The organism is Mesorhizobium sp. BR1-1-16 (genome assembly GCF_020165495.1).
Classification (GTDB): domain Bacteria; phylum Pseudomonadota; class Alphaproteobacteria; order Rhizobiales; family Kaistiaceae; genus Kaistia.
On sequence record NZ_JAIUIE010000001.1, the window covers coordinates 958,594 to 977,633 of the forward strand.

Annotated in this window: 19 protein-coding genes; 7 read left to right on the plus strand and 12 right to left on the minus strand. The window is 62.1% G+C overall.

The window, feature by feature from the left end; all coding sequences use genetic code 11:
- Positions 1 to 71: 71 nt before the first annotated feature.
- Positions 72 to 965, minus strand: a complete 894-nt coding sequence (locus tag LB518_RS04600) for a LysR family transcriptional regulator (RefSeq protein ID WP_224573553.1) — start codon at positions 963 to 965, stop codon at positions 72 to 74.
- A 133-nt stretch (positions 966 to 1,098) separates the two neighbouring features.
- Between LB518_RS04600 and LB518_RS04605 the strand changes: the two genes are divergently transcribed.
- Positions 1,099 to 1,851, plus strand: a complete 753-nt coding sequence (locus LB518_RS04605) for an SDR family oxidoreductase (protein WP_224573555.1) — start codon at positions 1,099 to 1,101, stop codon at positions 1,849 to 1,851.
- 95 nt (positions 1,852 to 1,946) lie between these two features.
- On the opposite strand, the gene LB518_RS04610 is transcribed toward LB518_RS04605, so the two are convergent.
- The 8 genes from LB518_RS04610 to LB518_RS04645 are packed head-to-tail and all read right to left on the minus strand — an operon-like array spanning position 1,947 to position 9,067.
- Positions 1,947 to 2,525 (minus strand): DUF1349 domain-containing protein, encoded by a 579-nt coding sequence (locus tag LB518_RS04610; protein ID WP_224573558.1) that lies wholly within the window; start codon positions 2,523 to 2,525, stop codon positions 1,947 to 1,949.
- Positions 2,526 to 2,568: 43 nt separating this feature from the next.
- The gene (locus tag LB518_RS04615) at positions 2,569 to 3,333 is read right to left on the minus strand and encodes an SDR family NAD(P)-dependent oxidoreductase (protein WP_224573560.1); all 765 of its coding nucleotides are present in this window, start codon (positions 3,331 to 3,333) and stop codon (positions 2,569 to 2,571) included.
- 49 nt (positions 3,334 to 3,382) lie between these two features.
- Positions 3,383 to 4,060: a helix-turn-helix domain-containing protein gene (locus tag LB518_RS04620; protein ID WP_224573562.1), complete on the minus strand. Its 678-nt coding sequence runs from the start codon at positions 4,058 to 4,060 to the stop codon at positions 3,383 to 3,385.
- Between the two features lie 11 nt (positions 4,061 to 4,071).
- Positions 4,072 to 4,872 carry an ABC transporter permease gene (locus tag LB518_RS04625; protein WP_224573564.1) on the minus strand — a complete coding sequence of 267 codons (801 nt, stop codon included), beginning with the start codon at positions 4,870 to 4,872 and terminating at the stop codon, positions 4,072 to 4,074.
- On the minus strand, positions 4,869 to 5,744 hold the full coding sequence (locus LB518_RS04630; protein ID WP_224573566.1) for an ABC transporter permease: 876 nt from the start codon (positions 5,742 to 5,744) through the stop codon (positions 4,869 to 4,871). Before LB518_RS04630 ends, LB518_RS04625 begins: the two co-directional genes overlap by 4 nt.
- Before the next feature lie 49 nt (positions 5,745 to 5,793).
- The gene (locus LB518_RS04635) at positions 5,794 to 6,873 is read right to left on the minus strand and encodes an ABC transporter ATP-binding protein (RefSeq protein WP_224573568.1); all 1,080 of its coding nucleotides are present in this window, start codon (positions 6,871 to 6,873) and stop codon (positions 5,794 to 5,796) included.
- A gap of 21 nt (positions 6,874 to 6,894) precedes the next feature.
- Positions 6,895 to 7,944, minus strand: coding sequence for an extracellular solute-binding protein (locus LB518_RS04640; RefSeq protein WP_224573570.1), 1,050 nt, complete (start codon positions 7,942 to 7,944; stop codon positions 6,895 to 6,897).
- Positions 7,931 to 9,067: an aminotransferase class IV gene (locus tag LB518_RS04645; RefSeq protein ID WP_224573572.1), complete on the minus strand. Its 1,137-nt coding sequence runs from the start codon at positions 9,065 to 9,067 to the stop codon at positions 7,931 to 7,933. The genes LB518_RS04640 and LB518_RS04645 overlap by 14 nt, the downstream gene beginning before the upstream one ends.
- A 39-nt stretch (positions 9,068 to 9,106) precedes the next feature.
- Between LB518_RS04645 and LB518_RS04650 the strand changes: the two genes are divergently transcribed.
- The 5 genes from LB518_RS04650 to xdhB all read left to right on the plus strand — a co-directional run bounded on the left by LB518_RS04650 (position 9,107) and on the right by xdhB (position 15,821).
- Positions 9,107 to 10,048, plus strand: a complete 942-nt coding sequence (locus LB518_RS04650; RefSeq protein WP_286198545.1) for an aldo/keto reductase — start codon at positions 9,107 to 9,109, stop codon at positions 10,046 to 10,048.
- An 81-nt stretch (positions 10,049 to 10,129) separates the two neighbouring features.
- On the plus strand, positions 10,130 to 10,573 hold the full coding sequence (locus LB518_RS04655) for an RbsD/FucU family protein (RefSeq protein WP_224573576.1): 444 nt from the start codon (positions 10,130 to 10,132) through the stop codon (positions 10,571 to 10,573).
- A gap of 84 nt (positions 10,574 to 10,657) precedes the next feature.
- Positions 10,658 to 11,911, plus strand: coding sequence for a D-amino acid dehydrogenase (locus tag LB518_RS04660; protein WP_224573578.1), 1,254 nt, complete (start codon positions 10,658 to 10,660; stop codon positions 11,909 to 11,911).
- Between the two features lie 110 nt (positions 11,912 to 12,021).
- Positions 12,022 to 13,485, plus strand: a complete 1,464-nt coding sequence (gene xdhA, locus LB518_RS04665) for a xanthine dehydrogenase small subunit (protein ID WP_224573581.1) — start codon at positions 12,022 to 12,024, stop codon at positions 13,483 to 13,485.
- Positions 13,485 to 15,821, plus strand: a complete 2,337-nt coding sequence (gene xdhB, locus LB518_RS04670) for a xanthine dehydrogenase molybdopterin binding subunit (protein WP_224573583.1) — start codon at positions 13,485 to 13,487, stop codon at positions 15,819 to 15,821. Before xdhA ends, xdhB begins: the two co-directional genes overlap by 1 nt.
- 6 nt (positions 15,822 to 15,827) lie before the next feature.
- On the opposite strand, the gene LB518_RS04675 is transcribed toward xdhB, so the two are convergent.
- Genes LB518_RS04675 through LB518_RS04685 form a run of 3 tightly spaced genes read right to left on the minus strand, consistent with a single transcriptional unit; the run spans position 15,828 to position 17,867 of the window.
- Positions 15,828 to 16,412: a Rossmann-fold NAD(P)-binding domain-containing protein gene (locus tag LB518_RS04675; RefSeq protein WP_224573585.1), complete on the minus strand. Its 585-nt coding sequence runs from the start codon at positions 16,410 to 16,412 to the stop codon at positions 15,828 to 15,830.
- Positions 16,409 to 17,089, minus strand: a complete 681-nt coding sequence (locus LB518_RS04680) for an SDR family oxidoreductase (RefSeq protein WP_224573597.1) — start codon at positions 17,087 to 17,089, stop codon at positions 16,409 to 16,411. Before LB518_RS04680 ends, LB518_RS04675 begins: the two co-directional genes overlap by 4 nt.
- Positions 17,090 to 17,126: 37 nt before the next feature.
- Entirely contained in the window at positions 17,127 to 17,867 is a 741-nt protein-coding gene (locus LB518_RS04685; RefSeq protein WP_224573599.1) for a GntR family transcriptional regulator, read from the minus strand.
- 141 nt (positions 17,868 to 18,008) lie between these two features.
- Between LB518_RS04685 and LB518_RS04690 the strand changes: the two genes are divergently transcribed.
- Positions 18,009 to 19,040: a nitrilase-related carbon-nitrogen hydrolase gene (locus LB518_RS04690; protein ID WP_224573601.1), complete on the plus strand. Its 1,032-nt coding sequence runs from the start codon at positions 18,009 to 18,011 to the stop codon at positions 19,038 to 19,040.

The window sequence follows — 19,040 nt, forward strand, 5'->3', positions numbered from 1 at the left end:
TCTGGTCGCTAAGCGCTAGCCGCCCCGGCTCGCAGGTGCGGCAAACAGCGCAGTAAAGCTATCAGCTCGTCCTAGGAGCTGACGTTCAGCGCCTCGATCTTGGCGAAGGCATTCGTGATGAAGTCCATGAACACCACTGCTCGCCGGGGCAGAAGGCGGTTTGCGACGTAGAGCATGTGGATGGGAACGGGCGACGCTTCGTAACCGGTAAGGACGCGTTTGAGTTTGCCGGTTTCAATGCCCTTGTCGAACAACCAGGAGGGACCGAGGGCAATGCCGAGACCAGCCTGAACCGCTTCGCGCACCGCTTGCGGTGAGTTCACCCGGATACGGCCGGACACCGGCACCTCCATCTCGGCGAACTGCCAGACAGTGCCCGTCGAAAGCAGGGAATAAACGATGCAGTCGTGTCCGCTCAGATCCTCAGGCGTTTGCGGCGTGCCCCGCTCGGCGAGGTAGCCGGTTTCTGCTACGCAGATGCGCTCAAACAGGCCGACGCGCCGGGCTCGCAACGCGCTGTCGTTCAGGTGGCCTACCCGCAGGGCGAGTTCGGCGCCTTCGTCGATCAGGTTCACGAAGCGATCCGAGATTTGCAGGTCGAGTTCGAGGTCAGGATAGGCATTCAGAAAGGCTGAAACCTGAGGCATGACGAATTCATGGGCCAGCGCAGTGGGACAAGCCACTCGTAACAGGCCGGAGGGTGCGACCTCGCTTTTCAGCGCGGATTCAGCTTCCGCCAAGGCGTCAAGAATTCTCCGAGCCTCAGCATAGTATCGTTCGCCCTCTGGCGTCAGGTGAAGCTTTCGGGTCGAGCGCTGCAAAAGCCGGCGTTGGAGATGGCTCTCCAGCGCAGCCACATACCGGCTGACATTGGGTTGGCTGAGGCCCAGGTCCCGTGCTGCAGCGGAGAAGCTTCCGGTTTCAACAGTCCGCGCAAAGCATTGCATGAGCACGAAGCGATCCACGTTTTTTCCATTCATACCGAAAACGCATGAATATTATGCATTCTCCAAGGCTTAAGGCAATTGCTGCATAGGTCTATCCAGGAGGTCATGGAAGGCGGCAATCGTCGGCCTTCACACCCTCAAGGAGAATTCCATGGCCCGTCTTTCCGGCAAACGTACTCTGATCACCGGCGGCACGAGCGGTATCGGCCTTGCCACCGCCAAACTATTTCTCGAAGAAGGCGCGCGCGTCATCGTCACCGGCGTCAACCCCGACAGCTTGGCCAAAGCCCAGACCGAGCTCGGCTCTAACGTCACCGTGCTCAGCGCGGACTCCGCCAGCGTCGATGCGCAGCGCGATCTCGCTCGGAAAATCGCCGCAGAATATGGTCAACTCGATATAGCGTTTCTCAACGCGGGCGTTTCTGTCTGGCAGTCGATTGAGGAGTGGACCGAGGAGGCGTTTGATCGCTCTTTCGCAATCAACGTCAAGGGTCCCTATTTCCTTATCCAGGCTCTCCTGCCGGTGTTCGCCAACCCAGCCTCCGTGGTACTCAACACCTCGATCAACGCCCATGTCGGGGCGGCGCGCTCGTCGGTCTATGCGGCGACCAAGGCGGCGTTTCTTAACATGGCAAAGACGCTATCGACCGAGATGCTCGACCGTGGCGTTCGCTTCAATGCCGTCAGCCCGGGTCCCATCGAAACGCCGCTCTACGACAAGCTCGGTATCCCTGACGCCTACCGCGCGCAGGTGGACAGCGACATTCGCTCGACCATCCCTGCGGGCCGCTTCGGCACGCCCGAGGAAGTCGCAAATGCCGTCCTCTACCTCGCATCCGAGGAGTCTCGTTGGACGCTCGGGGCCGAGATTGTGGTCGACGGCGGCCGAACGCTGAACGGCTGAGCCGAAAAAATCGCTCGCACTTCAAGAGAAAAGCGATCGTTCCGGATATGAAGCAATCCTCACGGGAGGAAGAGACGCTGGCGAAGCGATCGGCCTCATTCGTGCAGGTCGCGGGCGATGGCCGGGCCGAGCTTGAAGTCGTGGAACGTGACCTCGAAGCCGGGGCGTTGCGGCGAGCAGCACATCATGCCGACGTCGATTGACGATGAGCGAGGCAGATAGGCGAGGCGTGCCATCTTCCAATGGCCGTCCTCGGCATCGAGGTACTGCACGCGAATGGCCTCGCCGTGGCGGGTCATGCGCAGCCGCAACCCATGTGTCGGCGGCACGATCTTGAGCATCGACCAGTCGGATTGGTCATTGGTCACGACCACGGAGAAGTGCAGGGCCCCATCGGTGAATTCGATCCCGGCCTTGATCCAATGTGTCTCGCTCAGGCGCACCATCAGCCCAGCCTGGTCGTACAGCGTGTCGTAGCGTCCGTCGATCGTGACCTTGGCCGTGAAATCGCCTTCGACCGAGCGATGGAAGAAATGGCCGTTATCATGCCAAAAGCCATAGAATGTCCCGCGCCAGAAATCCGTCCGGTCGGCGGTTCGAACAAAGAGATCGCCATCGCGAAATTCGCAGTATTGGGGCGGATTGAGCCATCGATATGCGTCTGCGTCTTGCACGTTTTCCTCCAAGGGAACGTTGGGTGGGTGGCAATTCGAGCGATCAGGCTTGTGCTGAATAGCCACCATCGACAGGGATTGCAGCGCCGGTGATGAAGTCCGAGGCGGCGCTGGCGAGAAACACCGCCGCGCCCACGAGATCCTCGGGCTTGCCCCAGCGTCCGGCCGGCGTTCTGGCGACCACCTTTTCCTGGAGTTCGGGCGTTGCCGTCCTGCCGCGGATCGTCAGATCTGTCTCAATCCAGCCGGGGAGAAGCGCATTCACCTGAATGTCGTAGCGGGCCCAGGCGGACGCGAGCGCCTTGGTCAATTGCACGACGCCCCCTTTGCTGGCGCCATAAGGGGCCGAGAAGGAAGCCCCGAAGATCGACGTCATGGAGCCGATATTGATGATCTTGCCGCCGCTTTTGCGCAGGCTCGGCAGAACGGCCATCGACGAAAGGAATACGCTGGTCAGGTTGATGTCGATCAGCGTCCGCCACTCGTCCAGCGTATAATCTTCCGGCTGTTTGCGGATGTTGGTGCCGGCATTGTTGACCAGAATATCGATCCGGCCGTAACTCGCGAGCGCATGATTTCTATAGCGAGCGCAATCGCCCTCGATGGTGACGTCGGCGCGGACGGCGGTCGCCGGGATGCCCTGGCTCACAAGGGCGTCGAGCGCGCGGGCATTCTTTTCGCCATCCCGGCCGACCACGACGACGGAGGCCCCGGCCGCGCCGAGCCCCTCCGACATCGCATAGCCGATGCCGCCATTGCCGCCGGTGACAATGGCGACCTTTCCCGTGAGATCGAACGAAGCAGCCAAGTTCCAACCTTTTGCTTACGTGAGCGCTTGAGCGGCCGTCTTGTCCGGATCAGGCTGATTCAGGCCGACGCTTACGATTAGGAGCAGCCTGGTTCTCTTCGGCGATCTTGTTCTTGATGATTTCGCGCAGAGTCTGGGCAAGGTTGGGTGTCGCGCTGGAGCAATTGACGAGGATCTTGCTGCCGCCGGGCTCCAGCGAGAGATAGCCATGCTTCATCGTACTGTCCAAATACATAGAGTCACCGGCGGAGAGATCGATTGGCTCATAATATTCGCTGAAGACGCGAATCTTGCCGTGCAGGACAACGAGAAATTCCTCGCCGACATGCGATGTGAGCTCGCCCATTTCGGCTTCCGATGTCGCCCGCACATCGATGTGGATCGGCACGATCCGCTTGTGAGCAACGTCCGAACAAAGATAGGTATAGGTATAATATTCGGTCTGCAGCGGATGGCCTTCGAATTGAAGGCTCACGCTTTTGCGAGCGAGAATGCGCTCGCGATTGTCGACCGGCTCGGGCGGCTCCAGAAGATCGGCGATTTCGACGTTCAGCCCACGGCTCAACTGCAGGATCTTGTCATAGGTCGGCGACAACAGGCCGTTCTCGATCTTCGACAGGGTCGAGACCGATATCCCAGTCATCGAGGCCACGTCGGCGAGCGTCCAGCCATGATGGGCCCTGCGCTCGCGCAGCAACAGGCCGAGAGGCGGATTTTCTTCTGTCATGGATCCCGATCCTAAGCCCGTTCTTTTGCTATGCCGCGCCGGAGCGACAAGGCTCCAAGCGTCGCCAGCACCATGGTTCCGAGCAACACGATCGTCACGAGCGCATTGATCTCGGGCGAGAAGCCGACCCGCATCATAGCCCAGAGCCGCAAGGGCAGTGTCGGATCACTCCCGGCGAGAAAGAATGTCACAAGGGTTTCGTCAAAGCTGATCGTGAAGGCCAGCAGAGCCCCAGTCACCATGGCCGAGGCGAGCTGCGGCACGACGACGAGCCGGAATGTCTGGAATTGCGTTGCGCCGAGATCCGCGGAGGCTTCGAGTTGCGATGTCTCAAGCGCTTCCAGGCGCACCATGACCATGCGGTAGATGATCGCGATCACCACGACGATATGGCCGATGGCGATGGTGGTCAGGCCTCGGTCGACGCCGACTTCCCGAAACGCCACAAGCAGCGAAATGCCTGTGATGATGGCCGGCAGGACGAAGGGCAGGAAGATGATGAATTCGACATAGGCGCGACCGCGTCGCTCACCGGTTCGCATGTAGTAGGCGAGGCCGAGCGCGAGGATCGTGGCAATTGCCACGGACGTGAACGCTACCATCAAGGTGTTGCCGAGCGCTGCGAGAATGGACTTGTTCTCAAGCAGGCTCGCATAATGGGCCAGCGAGAAGCTGCCCCATGCGATCTGGCCTCGGTCCATGTCGAAGAAGGAGAGTGTCGCGACCAGGACCGCCGGCCCATAGAGCAGGACGAAGACGAAGCTGGCGAAAACCCAAAGAACGGCAATCGTGATGCGCTCGCTCCTCGTCATGACGTCCTCCGATACCGGGTGAGAAGCCGCGCTGCGATCAGGATGATGGCGATGGCCAGAAGCAGCATGACAGCAAGCGCAGCGCCAAACGGCCAGTTGAATGCCATCCCGAACTGGCTCCATATGGCCCGGCCAAAGGTGAAGCCCTGGCTGCCGCCAACCATTTGCGGTGTGAGGAAGTCGCCGAGCGACAGCACCATCACGAACAGACCGCCGACGACCGATCCGGGCAGGCTGAGCGGGAGCACGACCCGGCGGAACGTCTGTCCGGGCGGCGCACCGAGGTCTGCTGAAGCCTCGACAAGCGAATGGGGGATCCGCTCAAGCGACAGGAAAATCGGCAGGATCGCAAATGGCAGATAGATGACGGCCATGGCGATCAGCACCGCCGTCTGATTGAACACGAACATCGTGCTGGGCTTGGCAAGAAGGCCACTCCAGACAAGCGCGGAATTGAGCACACCGTTGAAGCCCAATATACCGCGCATCGCGTAGATCTTGACGATGTAGTTCATGGCGAGCGGGATGACGCTGAAGAGCAACAGCATATAGCGGAGCGGCCCGCGTTGCCGCCAGATCAGATAGGCGACGATATAACCGCTGACCAGGCCGAATAGGGCAACGATGCCGGCAAGCTTGATCGTCTGGAGGTAGATGCCCCAATAGCTGGCATTGGCGAAGAAGGCGCGGTAGTTCGCCAGCGTCCAGCTGTGGCTCATCTTGTTGCCCGACATGGACCAAAAGCTCGAGAGCAGAAACAGCCCCATCGGACAAAGGATCAGCAAGGTCGGAATGCCATAGACAGCGAGCCGGACGAGCGACCAGCGGATCATCGCGCCCGGATGACGGCGACGCGGTCGAGCCCCCGGCATTGCCAGTCGGTCGATCTCTGTCGGAACTGATGGAAGGACTGTCATGAGCTCAGTGCAATATCGTGAGGTCGTCGGGGGCCCAGGCGGCAACGACCTGATCGCCAACGGACAGAGACGGAAAATCGTTGGTCGGTAGGCTGACTCTTATGGCGAAATTACCCTGCGGCGCGATTGTCAGCGCGATCTGCGACGTCGCGCCCAGAAAGGTCACGGAGCGAACCTCCGCCGCAACCGACTGAGAAACGGTCGATCCTGCCGGAACCAGCTTGATATGCTCGGGCCGGACCGCCATGACCACCTTGCTTCCCACGGCCAGGGAAGCATCGCGCGGAACGATAACCCGCCCGAGCGCGCTGTCGATGCAGGCCTCTCCAGCAGCGTTTTGCTCGACGATGCCGGGTATCAGGTTGTTCTCGCCGAAGAAGCGGGCGACGAACTCGCTGCCGGGCCGGCGATAGATTTCGCGTGGCGAGCCGATCTGTTCGATCTTGCCATGGTTCATCACCACTATGCGGTCCGCCATCGAAATGGCTTCCTGCTGGTCGTGCGTGATGAAGATGAAGGTCGTCTTGATGCGACGCTGCAGGTCCTTCAGGAAGTCCTGCATCGAGCGCCGCAGTTCGGCATCGAGTGCGGCAAGTGGCTCGTCCAGGAGCACGATCTTCGGCTCGCAGATGATCGCTCGGGCCAGCGCAACGCGCTGGCGCTGGCCGCCGCTCAACGCATTTGGAAAGCGATCAGCCTTGTCGCCGAGATCGACGATCTGCAGGACCTCCGCAACCTTGCGTGCGATTTCCGCCTTTGCAACGCCGCGCACGCGTAGCCCGTAGCCGACATTGTCGACGACGCGCATGTGCGGAAACAGGGCATAGTCCTGGAACACGGTGTTGAACGGCCGCTGGAACGTCGGGACATCGACAATATCCCGGCCCTGAAACAGGATTTGACCGCTTGTCGGCGCTGTGAAACCACCGATCATTCGAAGGATCGTGGTCTTGCCGGAACCCGAGGGGCCGAGAACGGTGATGAATTCACCATCCTCGATCGCCAGGTCGGTCGGCTGCAAAACCTCGACATCCCGATAGGATTTGCTCACTCCCACCAGGTTCAATATCGCGTGTTGCGGCATGCGCGGCTCCTTGTGATGCGATCAGGGGGCGGGCGTTGCTTTGACTTCGTTCCAGAGATCAATGCGCTTGCCCTGGTCTTCCGGAGCCTGCAGGAATACGAGCCGGTCGGCATAATTCAGGCCGATCTTCTCGTTTGCCGCGAGATCGGTGGTATTGCCGTAGCCTGTCTTCTCGCTGATGTAGTTGCCGATGCGCTTGTCGAGCATGAAGTCCACCCACTTATGGGCGAGGGGGACATCGCGCGCACCGGCGCTGATCGTCCAGCAGTCGATCCAACCGATCGCGCCTTCCTTCGGAATCGTCAGGGCCGCGTCAATGCCCTTCTTCTGCAGCATCTGGACCTGTGGCTCGCCCATCGACATCATCACATCGACGCCGCCCTGCGCCATGATCGAGACACCATCGTCAAAGCCGGCATAATAGGTCAGGACATATTTCTTCTGGTCGATAAGTTTGGCCTTCACCGCGGCGAAATCATCTGCGGACATGTTGAAGGGGTCTTTGATGCCGAGCAGAAGCGCGGTGGTGACAATGGCGTTGGTCGCATCATCCATGGCGATCACGCGACCGCTATAGTTCTCGTCCCAGAACACTGACCAGCTCGTAGGCGCCTCCGAAAACACCTTTCGGTCGTAGATGAGCGGAATCGACCCCCATGCGAAGGGAACTGCATAGGTCTTTCCGTCAAAGACGATCGAGCTGACATTGGCGAAGGTTGGTCCGAGATTGGCGCGATTTGGCAGCAAAGTAAGATCGAGCGCCTGCAGCAACTTCTGTTCGACGAGGCGTTTGTAGGATGACGTCTCGATTGCAATCACATCGAAGTCGTCGCCATTGGTCGCGAGCAATTTGGCAAAGATCTCGTCGACGCTGCCGGTGTAACTGATCTTGACGGTCGCGTCGTTCGCCTGCTCGAACTCCTTGACCCATTGTTCGTCGGCATAGCCTTCCCAGGTCAGGACGCGCAGCTCCTTGGTCGCGGCACGGGCGACGCTGGCTGCGATCGAAAGTCCGCCCGTGGCGGCGACAAGGGCCATGCCTGTCGAAGTCAGGAACTCACGTCTGTTCATTGCGATATCCCTCTGGTTCTGGAGTGGCTTTGCGCCAGTCGTTTTTGAAAGGCTGTTCAGGATCGTCGAAGTTCAGCGGCGTCAGATGCCGCTCCGCCTGATGCAATTTCCAATAGAGTTCGCGCAGCTGCATGGTGATCGGGCCGGGTCGATCGTTCGACAGGATGCGGCCGTTGATGCGCGATGCCGGCATGACGCCGCCGGCCGTCGTGGCACAGAACGCCTCGTCGGCTTCCAGGAAATCTTCCGCGCGCAGCGGTGCGACGCGTGCCGGGATGCCGGCAGCCGCGCAGACATCGAGAACGGACTGTCGGGTAATTCCCTCCAGCGCGCCGCGGTCCGGGGTCAGGACTTCTCCGTCGCGGATCATGAAGACGTTGAAGCCGGGTCCTTCCGTGACGAAGCCATCGGCGTCCAGCAGGATTGCCGTATCGGCGCCCGCATCATGCGCCTCGAAGAGGCCCTGGGTCAGATCGCCCCAATGGTAGTTCTTGGCCGTTGGATCGATCGATTGCGGCGGAATGCGCTGCGTGCTGGCGATCCAGATATGCGCGCCTCTCGCCTGGACATCGAGCGGGATCACGTCGATCCACGGGATGGCGTAGGCCAGGAACGTATTGTCACAGTCTGCCGGCCTGCGTGAACCGGCGATCCTCGGCCGTCCGCGGGTGCAGACCATCGCCACGTAAGCGTTGCGCAATCCGCTGAGCACCACGCATTGCGCCGCAATCCGAGCTATTTCGTCACGGCCATAGGGCGGGGCGAGGCGAAAGACCCTCAAGGAACGCTCGAACCGATCGAGATGGTCGGCCAGTCGGAAAAACGCGCCGTCTCGAACATGAACGACGTCATAGGTCACGTCGGAGCGCGTGAAACCCCAGTCCAGCACCGAGATCTTCGCGTCGGATATCGGCACAAAGTGGCCGTCGCAAAAGGCGGCGCCACGGGAAAAGTCGGGAGTTTCGGACATCACTGCTCCAGATCGGTCGAGACCCCAAGCTGGCGCATCAATTTGCCAAATGCAATAGTGATTTTCGTATACGAATATTTTCGTTGACGCGATTTTCGCGATCGGCCAAGGTCGGCGCAATCTCAGGAGTGACAGATGATCTTCGAAAAGCACCGGCTCGGCAGTTCGTCATGCGTTGTCGCGGAATTGGGAATGGGCACCGCGCCCCTGGGCGGGCTCTACACACCCGTTCCCGATGACGTCGCCCTTCAGACCCTTGAAGCGGCCTGGGCGTCCGGCGTGCGTTTTTTCGACACCGCGCCACAATATGGCAATGGACTATCCGAGCGACGGCTCGGCGCATTCCTGAAGACCAAGGCGCGCGAGGACTATGTCCTGGCGACCAAGGTCGGTCGTCTTCTGCGCGTTCCTTCCGAGCCGACCGGCGAGGACGCCTACTACAAGGGGACGCCGCCCGAGCGGCCTGTCTTTGACTTCAGCTATGACGGCGTCATGCGCGCCTTCGAGGAAAGCCTGGTCCGCCTTGATGCTGACCGCATCGACATTCTCCACATTCACGACCCCGACGATCACTACGAAGCCGCTCTGAACGGCGCCTACCGGGCGCTCGACAGCTTGCGGACGCAGGGGCTGATCCGGGCGGTCGGCGCCGGCATGAACCAGAGCGAGATGCTGGCCCGATTTGCGCGGGACGGCGTGTTCGACTGTTTCCTGCTCGCGGGCCGATACACGCTGCTGGATCAGGGCGCGCTCGCCGAATTCCTGCCGCTCTGCGAGGAGCGCGGCATCTCGGTCATCGCCGCGGGGGTCTATAACAGCGGCATCCTGGCCGATCCGCGCGCCAACGCGAAGTTCAACTATGTCGATGCCGACCCGTCGCTGGTTGAACGGGCCCTTCGCATCGAAGAGGTCTGCCAGCGACACGGCGTTCCTCTCAAGGCCGCAGCCATGCAGTTTGCGGCCGCCCATCCGGCCGTCGCCGCGACACTGACCGGCGCCCGCACGCCGGAAGAGATCCGGGAGAATGTCGCCCTCTATTCCGTCGTCATTCCGCCGGACCTCTGGGGGGATCTGCTGGCCGATGGCCTCATCGCCGCGTCCGCGCCGATCCCCGCAGCCGCGGCGCTCGGCTGAGTTCGACGCGCGCTCGACCCTTTCATTGCCAACTGGGCCGAAGACGCCCAGTCCCTTCATTCCATCCGATGGAGCTTCCCGATGTTGATCGGCCTCGATCCTGTCCTGACGCCCGAATTGCTGTCGCATCTGCGTGCCATGGGGCATGGCGATGAAATCGTCATCGCCGATGGCAGCTTCCCGGCGACCACCGTGGCCAAGCGCCTCGTTCGGCTCGATGGCGTCGGCCTCCGCCGGGTGCTGCGCGCCATCCTGGCGGTTTTGCCGATCGACGAGTCCGAGCCGGACCCGGTCCTTGGCATGGAAGTCATCGGCAACCCCGACGAACGCGTTCCCATGCATGCCGAGATCAGCGCCGCAGCAGCGCTTGCGGATGATCGCGTCAAACTACAACTGCTGGAGCGCCACGCTTTCTATCGCCGCGCCAGCGAAGCATTTGCCGTTGTGGCAACCGGCGAAACGGCATTCTATGGCAATGTCATCGTTCGCAAGGGCACGATCGATCGCCCCGTCATTCATGGCTGACGCTTCCAACTGCATGGCAAGCGATACAGGCTGCGTCGCGCCTGTTTCATTTGCACATGGCCTTCATGCGCAATCGAGGCGGCAATGCGAGTATTGATCCTTGGCGGGGGGGTGATCGGCGTAACGTCCGCCTATTATCTCGCGGAAGCCGGACACGAGGTGACCGTGCTCGACCGCCAGGCGGGCCCTGGCCTCGAAACCAGCTTCGCCAACGCCGGCGAAATCTCGCCAGGCTATTCATCGCCCTGGGCGGCACCCGGCATTCCGCAGAAGGCGGTCCGCTGGCTGCTCATGAAGCACGCTCCGCTGGTGCTGCGGCCGAAGCTTGATCCGGCGATGGCGGCCTGGCTGGTGCAGATGTTGCGCAACTGTACGGCGGGCCGCTACGCGGTGAACAAGAGCCGCATGGTCCGCCTCGCCGAATATAGCCGTGACAAGTTGATCGAGCTTCGTGCGGCGACGGGCATCCAATATGACGAGCGGATGCAGGGAACGCTGCAGCTCTTCCGCACGCAGAAGCAACTCGACGGCATCGGCAAGGATGTCGCCGTTCTGCGCGAGGATGGCGTTCCGTTCGAGGTGCTGGATGCCGATGGCTGCATCGCCGCAGAACCGGCGCTCGCCGGCGTCCGGGGCATGATCGCAGGAGGCCTGCGCCTGCCGAATGACGAGACGGGCGATTGCTACAAGTTCACGGTGGCGCTTGCCGCGCTGGCAGAACATCGCGGCGTCCGCTTTCGGTATGGCAGCGATATCCGATCCCTGCGCCAGCAGAACGGCGCCATCCTGGGCGTCGAGACTGACCAAGGGCTAGAGAGCGCAGACGTCTATGTCGCGGCGCTCGGCAGCTATTCATCGCCGCTGCTGAAGCCGCTCGGCCTGTCGGTCCCGGTCTATCCAGTCAAGGGCTACTCGATCACCATTCCGATCATCGATGCCGGCCGGGCGCCGATCTCGACCGTGATGGACGAGACCTACAAGGTCGCAATCACGAGGCTCGGCAACCGGATCCGGGTCGGCGGCATGGCCGAGATATCAGGCTTCAGCAAGGACCTGCCACCAGCCCGGCGCACGACGCTGGAGAAGTCGGTGAGCGACCTCTTCCCCGGCAGCGGCGACCTGCAGGCCGCGACGTTCTGGACGGGCCTTCGCCCGATGACCCCGGACGGCACGCCGGTCATCGGCGCGACCCGCTACCCCAATCTCTATCTGAACACCGGCCACGGTACGCTCGGCTGGACGATGGCCTGCGGATCCGGTCAGGTCCTGGCAGACCTCGTCAGCGGCAAGCCAGCGGCCATCGACACAAGCGATCTGAGCCTCGACCGCTACGCTTGACGAACCAGACAGGTGAGGAACTCGGAGCGGTCCCCCGGCCATTCCGCATTGCCAAAGTCGGCCACGTGGAATACCAAGGAAGTACCATAGGCATTCCGCGGGATATTCCCTTGCCGCCCATTCGTTCCCACATCCGTTTCTACCTCAACGATCGCCTCGTCACGCTGTCCGAAGTTGCACCGGATCGGACCTTGCTCGACTTCCTGCGCCTCGACAGGGTCATGCGGGGAACGAAGGAAGGGTGCGCAGAGGGTGATTGCGGCGCCTGCACCGTGCTGGTCGGGCGGCTCGATGCGTCCGGATTGATCTATGAGAGCATCAATGCGTGCATCCGTCTGGTCGGCTCGCTGGATGGCTGTCATGTCGTGACCGTCGAGCATCTGGGGCGCACCGACGGGACGCTGCATCCGGTGCAGCAGGCCATGGTCGACTATCATGGGAGCCAGTGCGGCTTTTGCACGCCCGGGTTCGTGATGTCGCTCTATGGGCTCTGGCTGACCAATCCAGAACCTTCATTGCCGGAAATCGAAAAGGCGCTGCAAGGCAATCTCTGCCGCTGCACGGGCTATGCGCCCATCGTGCGGGCAGCTGGCGCGATTTCCAACTATGGCGAAGCCGCTGCCGATGCGCTCGAGGTCGAACGCAAGACCATGCGCGACAGGCTGCAGGCCCTGCGGGACGGGCATCGGGTCACCGTGTCTTCCCCGAGGGGGCCGTTCATCATTCCGGCCGATGTCGATGATCTCGCGACTATCCGGCAGGAAATGCCGGATGCCACGCTCATCGCCGGATCGACGGATGTCGGCTTGTGGGTGACCAAGTTCATGCGCGACATCGCGCCGGTCATTTTCATACAAGGGCTGATGGACGAAATCACGGTCGATGACGGCGTCATCCGCATTGGCGCCGGCGTCAGCTACAGCCGCTCGTTCGCCACGATCGCGGAGCACATCCCGCAACTCGTTCCACTCTGGGATCGCATTGGCGGCGGGCAAGTGCGCAATATGGGCACGATCGGCGGCAATATAGCCAATGGCTCGCCGATCGGCGACACGCCGCCGCCTCTCATCGCGCTCGGCGCAGAACTCACGCTGCGTAGGGGCAGTACGCGGCGAACGATAAGGCTCGAGGACTTCTTCATCGCCTATGGCCGGCAAGATCTGGTGAAAGGCGAGTTCATCGAGAGCATCGCCGTTCCCATTCCGCCGCCCGACGTTTTCTTCGCGGCCTACAAGATCAGCAAACGGCGTGACGAGGACATCACAGCCGTGCTCGGCGCCTTCCAGGTGCATGTCGAGGGCGGTATCGTCCGCGATGCTGTCATCGCTTATGGCGGCATGGCAGCAACGCCCAAACGGGCTCGGGCCGTCGAAGCCGCGCTGATCGGTGCGCCCTGGACAATCACGGCGATCGAGGCTGCCTTGCCTGCCTTTGAAGAGGACTTCCAGCCTCTGTCGGATTGGCGCGCATCGGCTGAATACCGAATGCTGGTCGCGAAGAACCTCCTGTCGCGCTTCTTTCTCGAAATGCACGGTGAGCCCGAAGTCAGCATCCAGCGCCACGAGGTCGCCTGATGGACACGCTCGTCGAACGCAAGTCGATCGTCGGTGGCATGAGCGCGCCTCACCGGCATGATTCCGGCCACAAGCACGTCGCCGGAAGTGCCGACTACATCGACGACATGGTCGAGCCTGCCGGCACGCTGCACGCCTATCTCGGGCTCTCGACCATTGCCCATGGCGATATCGTCGCAATGGATCTCGATGCCGTCCGTAGCGCGCCTGACGTCGTGGGCGTGCTGACCTCCGATGATATTCCGGGCGAGGGGGACATCAGCCCATCGCACAAGGATGACGAGCCGGTCTTTGCCGCGCACAAGGTCACCTTCTCGGGTCAGCCTCTCTTTGTCGTCATCGGTGAGACCCGTGATGCCGCCCGTCGCGCTGCCCGGCTCGCCAAGGTCACCTATCGCGAATTGCCTCCAGCGCTCGACGTCGCTGCGGCCCGCAATGCTGGCGGTAAACTGGTCACGCCCGGCCTGACGCTGGAGCGAGGCGATGTCGCCTCATCCTTGGCCGATTCGCCGCGCCGCGTCTCCGGTTCGATCACGATCGGCGGACAGGAGCATTTCTACCTCGAAGGCCAGATCGCGCTCGCCATTCCCGGCGAGGACCACGACATGATCGTGCATTCGAGCGCGCAGCATCCCGATGAAGTTCAGCGCATGGTGGCGCGCGTGCTCGGCGTGCCGGCCCATGCTGTCACTGTCATGGTGCGGCGCATGGGCGGCGGCTTTGGCGGCAAGGAATCGCAGAGCAATCTCTTCGCCTGCGTCGTCGCCATCGCGGCACGGACGTTCAAGCGCGCGGTGAAGCTGCGTCCCGATCGCGATGACGACATCAAGATGACGGGCAAGCGACATGATTTCGTCGTCGATTATGATGTCGGCTTCGACGAAGCGGGCCGGATCGAAGCTGTCGACGCCGTCTTTGCGGCGCGCTGCGGCCACTCGGCCGATCTCTCGCGCGGCGTCACCGATCGTGCGCTCACGCATTCCGACAACGCCTATTTCTATCCGGCCGTGCGCGTCCGCTCGCTGCCGCTTCGCACCAACACTGTCTCGAATACAGCGTTTCGTGGCTATGGCGGACCGCAGGGCATGCTGGCCTGCGAACGCTGGATCGAGGACATCGCCTACACGCTTGGCAAGGATCCGCTCGAAATCCGCAAGGCGAATTTCTACGGCGAGACCGAGCGCAACGTCACGCCCTATCACCAGACGATCTCCGACAATATCCTTGGGCGGCTGGTGGGCGAACTCGAGGCGAGCGCGGACTATGCGCGCCGCCGCGCCGAAATCCTCGCCTTTAACGAGAAATCACCGATCCTGAAGCGCGGCATTGCGCTGATACCGCTCAAGTTCGGCATCAGCTTCACCATGCTGGCGCTCAACCAGGCCGGAGCGCTTGTCCATGTCTATCGCGACGGTTCGGTCTATCTGAACCATGGCGGGACGGAGATGGGGCAGGGGCTTCACACTAAGATTGCGCAGGTCGTGGCCGACGTCTTCCAGATCGACCTCGATCATGTGAAGGTTTCGGCGACGTCGACGGACAAGGTCCCGAATGCCTCCTCGACAGCCGCATCCAGCGGCTCTGACCTCAACGGCATGGCGGCCGAAAACGCGGCGCAGCAGATCCGCGACCGGCTCATCGCATTCGCCGCGGAGAAATACGGCGTTGCTCCCGGAACCGTCCTGTTCGAGCCGAATGCAGTGGTCGTTGGCGACAAGCGCTTTTCATGGGCCCAGTTTGCAGAGCAGGCCTATCTCGGCCGTGTCCAGCTCTCGGCCGCCGGCTTCTACAAGACGCCCGGCATCTCCTGGAACCGCGACGCCGGCAAGGGCCATCCGTTCCTCTATTTCGCCTATGGCGCATCGTGCTCGGAAGTCACCGTCGATACGCTGACCGGCGAATACATGGTCGACCGCGTCGATATCCTCCACGACGTCGGCCGCTCGCTCAATCCCGCGATCGATATCGGTCAGATCGAGGGCGGCTTCATCCAGGGCATGGGCTGGCTCACGACCGAGGAACTGTGGTGGGACGCCAAGGGCCAACTGCGCACCCATGCACCGTCGACCTACAAGATCCCCGTCGTTTCCGATGTGCCGAAGGTTTTCAATGTCAGCCTCGCGGAGTGGTCGGAGAACCACGCGCCAACGATCGGGCGCTCGAAGGCCGTCGGCGAACCGCCCTTCATGCTGGCGCTCTCGGTGTTCGAGGCGCTGGGCATGGCAGCCGCGAGCGTCGCCGGCTATCGGATTGCGCCGCGCATGGACGCCCCGGCGACGCCCGAGCGTGTCCTGATGACAATCGAACGCCTGAAGCGGGCTGATCTCGGCGCCTGAAGGCGATTACCAGCCGAGCGGCCGGCCGGCCTCGTCCTGGAGCACGCAGCCCGCCGGCGGCACGTTGGTGTCGCTGATTGTCGCGAGCAGTGCGTTATCAACTGCCGTGGCGTCGTCGATGGCCACGACGAGGCAGTCGATGCCGAGCGGCTGCCATTCGACCGACATCGACTTCCAAAGCGCATGGGCGGCCGCGCGGAACGGCCGCTCCAGATAGCTGCCCGCCGGATCGGGAGCCGTCATCGTTGCGGCGCTGCGGGTCATGAGAACCAGCTTGCCGCGCCCGTCGGAGCCGGCGAGGGCGGATTTGTGCCGATTGGCAAGCCAGAACGGCTTGAAAGCCAGCATGGACAATCCGGCCTCGAACGCGCTCCGCTTGAGCTTAGCCGCGCTGCCGCCAGGAGCGGTGAACGCATCGGCGAAAATCAGGATATCGATGGGTTCCTTGGCAAGGCGTGTGGCCTCCACCTCAAGCTCGCTGTCGATGTTCGAACCGGTCACCCTTGCGCCGGCGTTCCGATAGAGGCCGGCCAGCGCCGCGCCGATCGGCGTCGCGATACCGACGATCACGACATGCAGCGGCGCTCTCACCACGGTACGTCCTTCCCGTCAAAGCCGATGCAACGGCCGGTATCAGCCAGGGCAAGCTGTTCGATGACGCGAACCATGCCGGCGACGCTGACATCGACATCCAGGCCGCGATCATTGTGATCGGTCATGTCAGTCTTCACGAAGCCCGGACGCAGCAGCGCGCAGGTGATCGCGTCGACACGCCATTCATCGGCCAGCGAACGCCACATGGCATTGAGGGCGGTCTTTGAGGCGCGATAGCAATATTGCGTGCCCCAATTGTTGGATGAGATCGAACTCATCAGGCTGGACATGCCGAGTGCGAGCCGCCGCTCGCCCGCGAGGAGGTTAGGCTTCAGCGCCGCGACCAGCAGCACGGCGCCCAGCGTATTGGTGTCCATCACGCGAACCATCTCGGCCCATGTCACGGCCTCCATTGGCATGGACTGATCGCCGGAAATTCCGGCGTTGGCGAGCACCGCATCGAGCGGGGTGCTTCCAAGCTTCGCTGCCAGCGCCGCGATGGAGCGGTCGTCCGTGATGTCGAGGATGAAGGGCTCGGCGCCAAGCTCGGCGAGGGCCGCGCAGCCCGCCTGATCCCTCGCTGTCGCCAGCACGCGCCAGCCTTTTTCAAGCAGTTGCCGAACGAATTCGCGACCAATGCCGCGGCTGGCGCCGGCGATGAGAATGGAACTCAATACGGATTGCCTTTCGCCGTGTTCCAGGGCCGGCCGGTCACGACCGCCGTCTTCCCAGAATGAAATCGATGATCGCATCGCGCACATTGTCGAGATGCTGCCCCATCAATTGGCGCGACACTTCAGGATCATTGCCGGTGACGGCGTGCAGCAGGTCCAGATGCTCCGAGGCGCCTGGAAGGAGGCGATGGGGAATGCGCGAGGTGTTGAAGATGTGGGTTCGTCGCCGCAGATCGCGGATTGCGGAGACGACCATAGGGTTGCCGGTGGCCTCGGCAATGGTTCCATGAACCATCTCGTCGACAGCCCAGTGATGGGCGGGCGTGATGACCGTCACGCGGCGCAATTCGTCTATGGCGACCTCGATGGCCTTGCACTGTTCGACAGTAATTCGTCCGGTCGCACGAGCGGCTGCCTCTACTTCGATGATGCGCCTTAAGTCAAGCAAGCTCACATAGCTTTCGACGCTCACATCCGACACGACGAGAACGCGTCCGTGACGCCGCGAGACGAGCGATTCAGCTTCCAGGCGGCCAAGCGCTTCACGGATGGGGGTGCGTGAGATCGCCAGCATTTCGGCCAGCCGTCGCTCCTGAAGGACGGCGCCTGCCTGGAGTTTGCCGGAGAGCATCAATTCAAGGATCTGCGTATAGGCGAACTCGCTGAGGCTGACCTCTGCGCTGCCCGCAGTCGAACGCTCGCGCGCCTCCTGAACGGGTATGACCAGATCCATCGCATGCCCCTCGCTTTCTTGCGTGGTAGACCATTGATATACCAACTGTCAATGATCCCGCTCTGGGGCATCTAACCGGAAATCGTTCGCCCGCATCGGCGTCGCGCTTGACGGCGCGAGTGTGCCATTGGTATTCCAATGGAACACCTAAAACAAACCCGTGAACGGGCACTGGCGGAGAACAGAATGGCCATTCAACCTTGGCGGGCGACCTGCATTCAGATGGGGAGCGTCGTCGCGAGCAATGCGACCAGCCGTCGGGAGGCGTGGGCCATCATCGATGGCAACCTCGCCAACGCGATCGCCATGATCGAAGCCGCCTGTGCTGGTCCGACTCCGCCACGCCTCGTTGTGCTGCCGGAATTCGCATTCCAGGGGCCGCCGCGCGCGACGCCAGTGCGTGACTGGATCGAACGGGCCTGCGCCACGATCCCGGGTCCGATCACGGATCGTTTAGCCGACGTCGCCCGACGGTTGGACATCTACATCGCCGGCAATCATTTCGAAGTCGATCCGCTGTGGCCCGACCGCTATTTCAATTCTTCGTTTCTGCTCGACCCGAAGGGCGAGGTGATCCTGCGCTACCGGCGCATCAACACGGCGAGCTGGACGTCGCCGCATGACATCCTCGATCAGTATCGCGCGGCCTATGGCGAGGACGGCATTTTTCCGGTGGCCGATACGGAACTCGGACGCCTCGCGATCTTCCCTTGTGGCGAGATCAGCGTCCCCGAGCTTTCGCGCGTGCTGATGCTGCGCGGCGCCGAAGTGCTGCTGCATCCGTCGAACGAGCCGATCGGGCCCAAGGCCGAGGCGGCCAAGATCTGCCGGGCGGCCGAGAACATGTGCTACCTCATCAGCACCAACGTCGCGGGCGGCATCGGCTTCTCGCTCTCCGGTGACGAAAAAGGTGGTCACTCACAGATCATCGATTTCAACGGCAACTATCTGGCCTTCGATGGCGAGGCGGCCGAGAGCGTCTCGGTCACGGCGATGATCGATATCGAAGCGCTTCAGACCGCGCGCCGCGATACTGGCATGGGCAACGGACTGCTCCGCCAGCGTCTCGAAATATACAAGTCGCATTATGCGTCGGCCGAACTCTATCCCGCCAACGCGCTGGCCGAAGCGCCGATCGAGACGGTCGCAGACCTCGTGCCGGTGCATGAACGCGCGATCGCCAATGCCGTAGCCGCCGGCGTCCTGCGCGCCGACTGA

Excerpts from the sequence above, each read along its gene's own strand:
- LB518_RS04650 (WP_286198545.1), top strand. The coding sequence starts at position 9,107 with ATGGGCACCGCGCCCCTGGGCGGGCTCTACACACCCGTTCCCGATGAC.
- LB518_RS04655 (WP_224573576.1), top strand. The coding sequence starts at position 10,130 with ATGTTGATCGGCCTCGATCCTGTCCTGACGCCCGAATTGCTGTCGCAT.
- LB518_RS04640 (WP_224573570.1), bottom strand. The coding sequence starts at position 7,944 with ATGAACAGACGTGAGTTCCTGACTTCGACAGGCATGGCCCTTGTCGCC.
- LB518_RS04605 (WP_224573555.1), top strand. The coding sequence starts at position 1,099 with ATGGCCCGTCTTTCCGGCAAACGTACTCTGATCACCGGCGGCACGAGC.
- xdhB (WP_224573583.1), top strand. The coding sequence starts at position 13,485 with ATGGACACGCTCGTCGAACGCAAGTCGATCGTCGGTGGCATGAGCGCG.
- LB518_RS04660 (WP_224573578.1), top strand. The coding sequence starts at position 10,658 with ATGCGAGTATTGATCCTTGGCGGGGGGGTGATCGGCGTAACGTCCGCC.
- LB518_RS04620 (WP_224573562.1), bottom strand. The coding sequence starts at position 4,060 with ATGACAGAAGAAAATCCGCCTCTCGGCCTGTTGCTGCGCGAGCGCAGG.
- LB518_RS04690 (WP_224573601.1), top strand. The coding sequence starts at position 18,009 with ATGGCCATTCAACCTTGGCGGGCGACCTGCATTCAGATGGGGAGCGTC.
- LB518_RS04635 (WP_224573568.1), bottom strand. The coding sequence starts at position 6,873 with ATGCCGCAACACGCGATATTGAACCTGGTGGGAGTGAGCAAATCCTAT.
- LB518_RS04625 (WP_224573564.1), bottom strand. The coding sequence starts at position 4,872 with ATGACGAGGAGCGAGCGCATCACGATTGCCGTTCTTTGGGTTTTCGCC.
- LB518_RS04630 (WP_224573566.1), bottom strand. The coding sequence starts at position 5,744 with ATGCCGGGGGCTCGACCGCGTCGCCGTCATCCGGGCGCGATGATCCGC.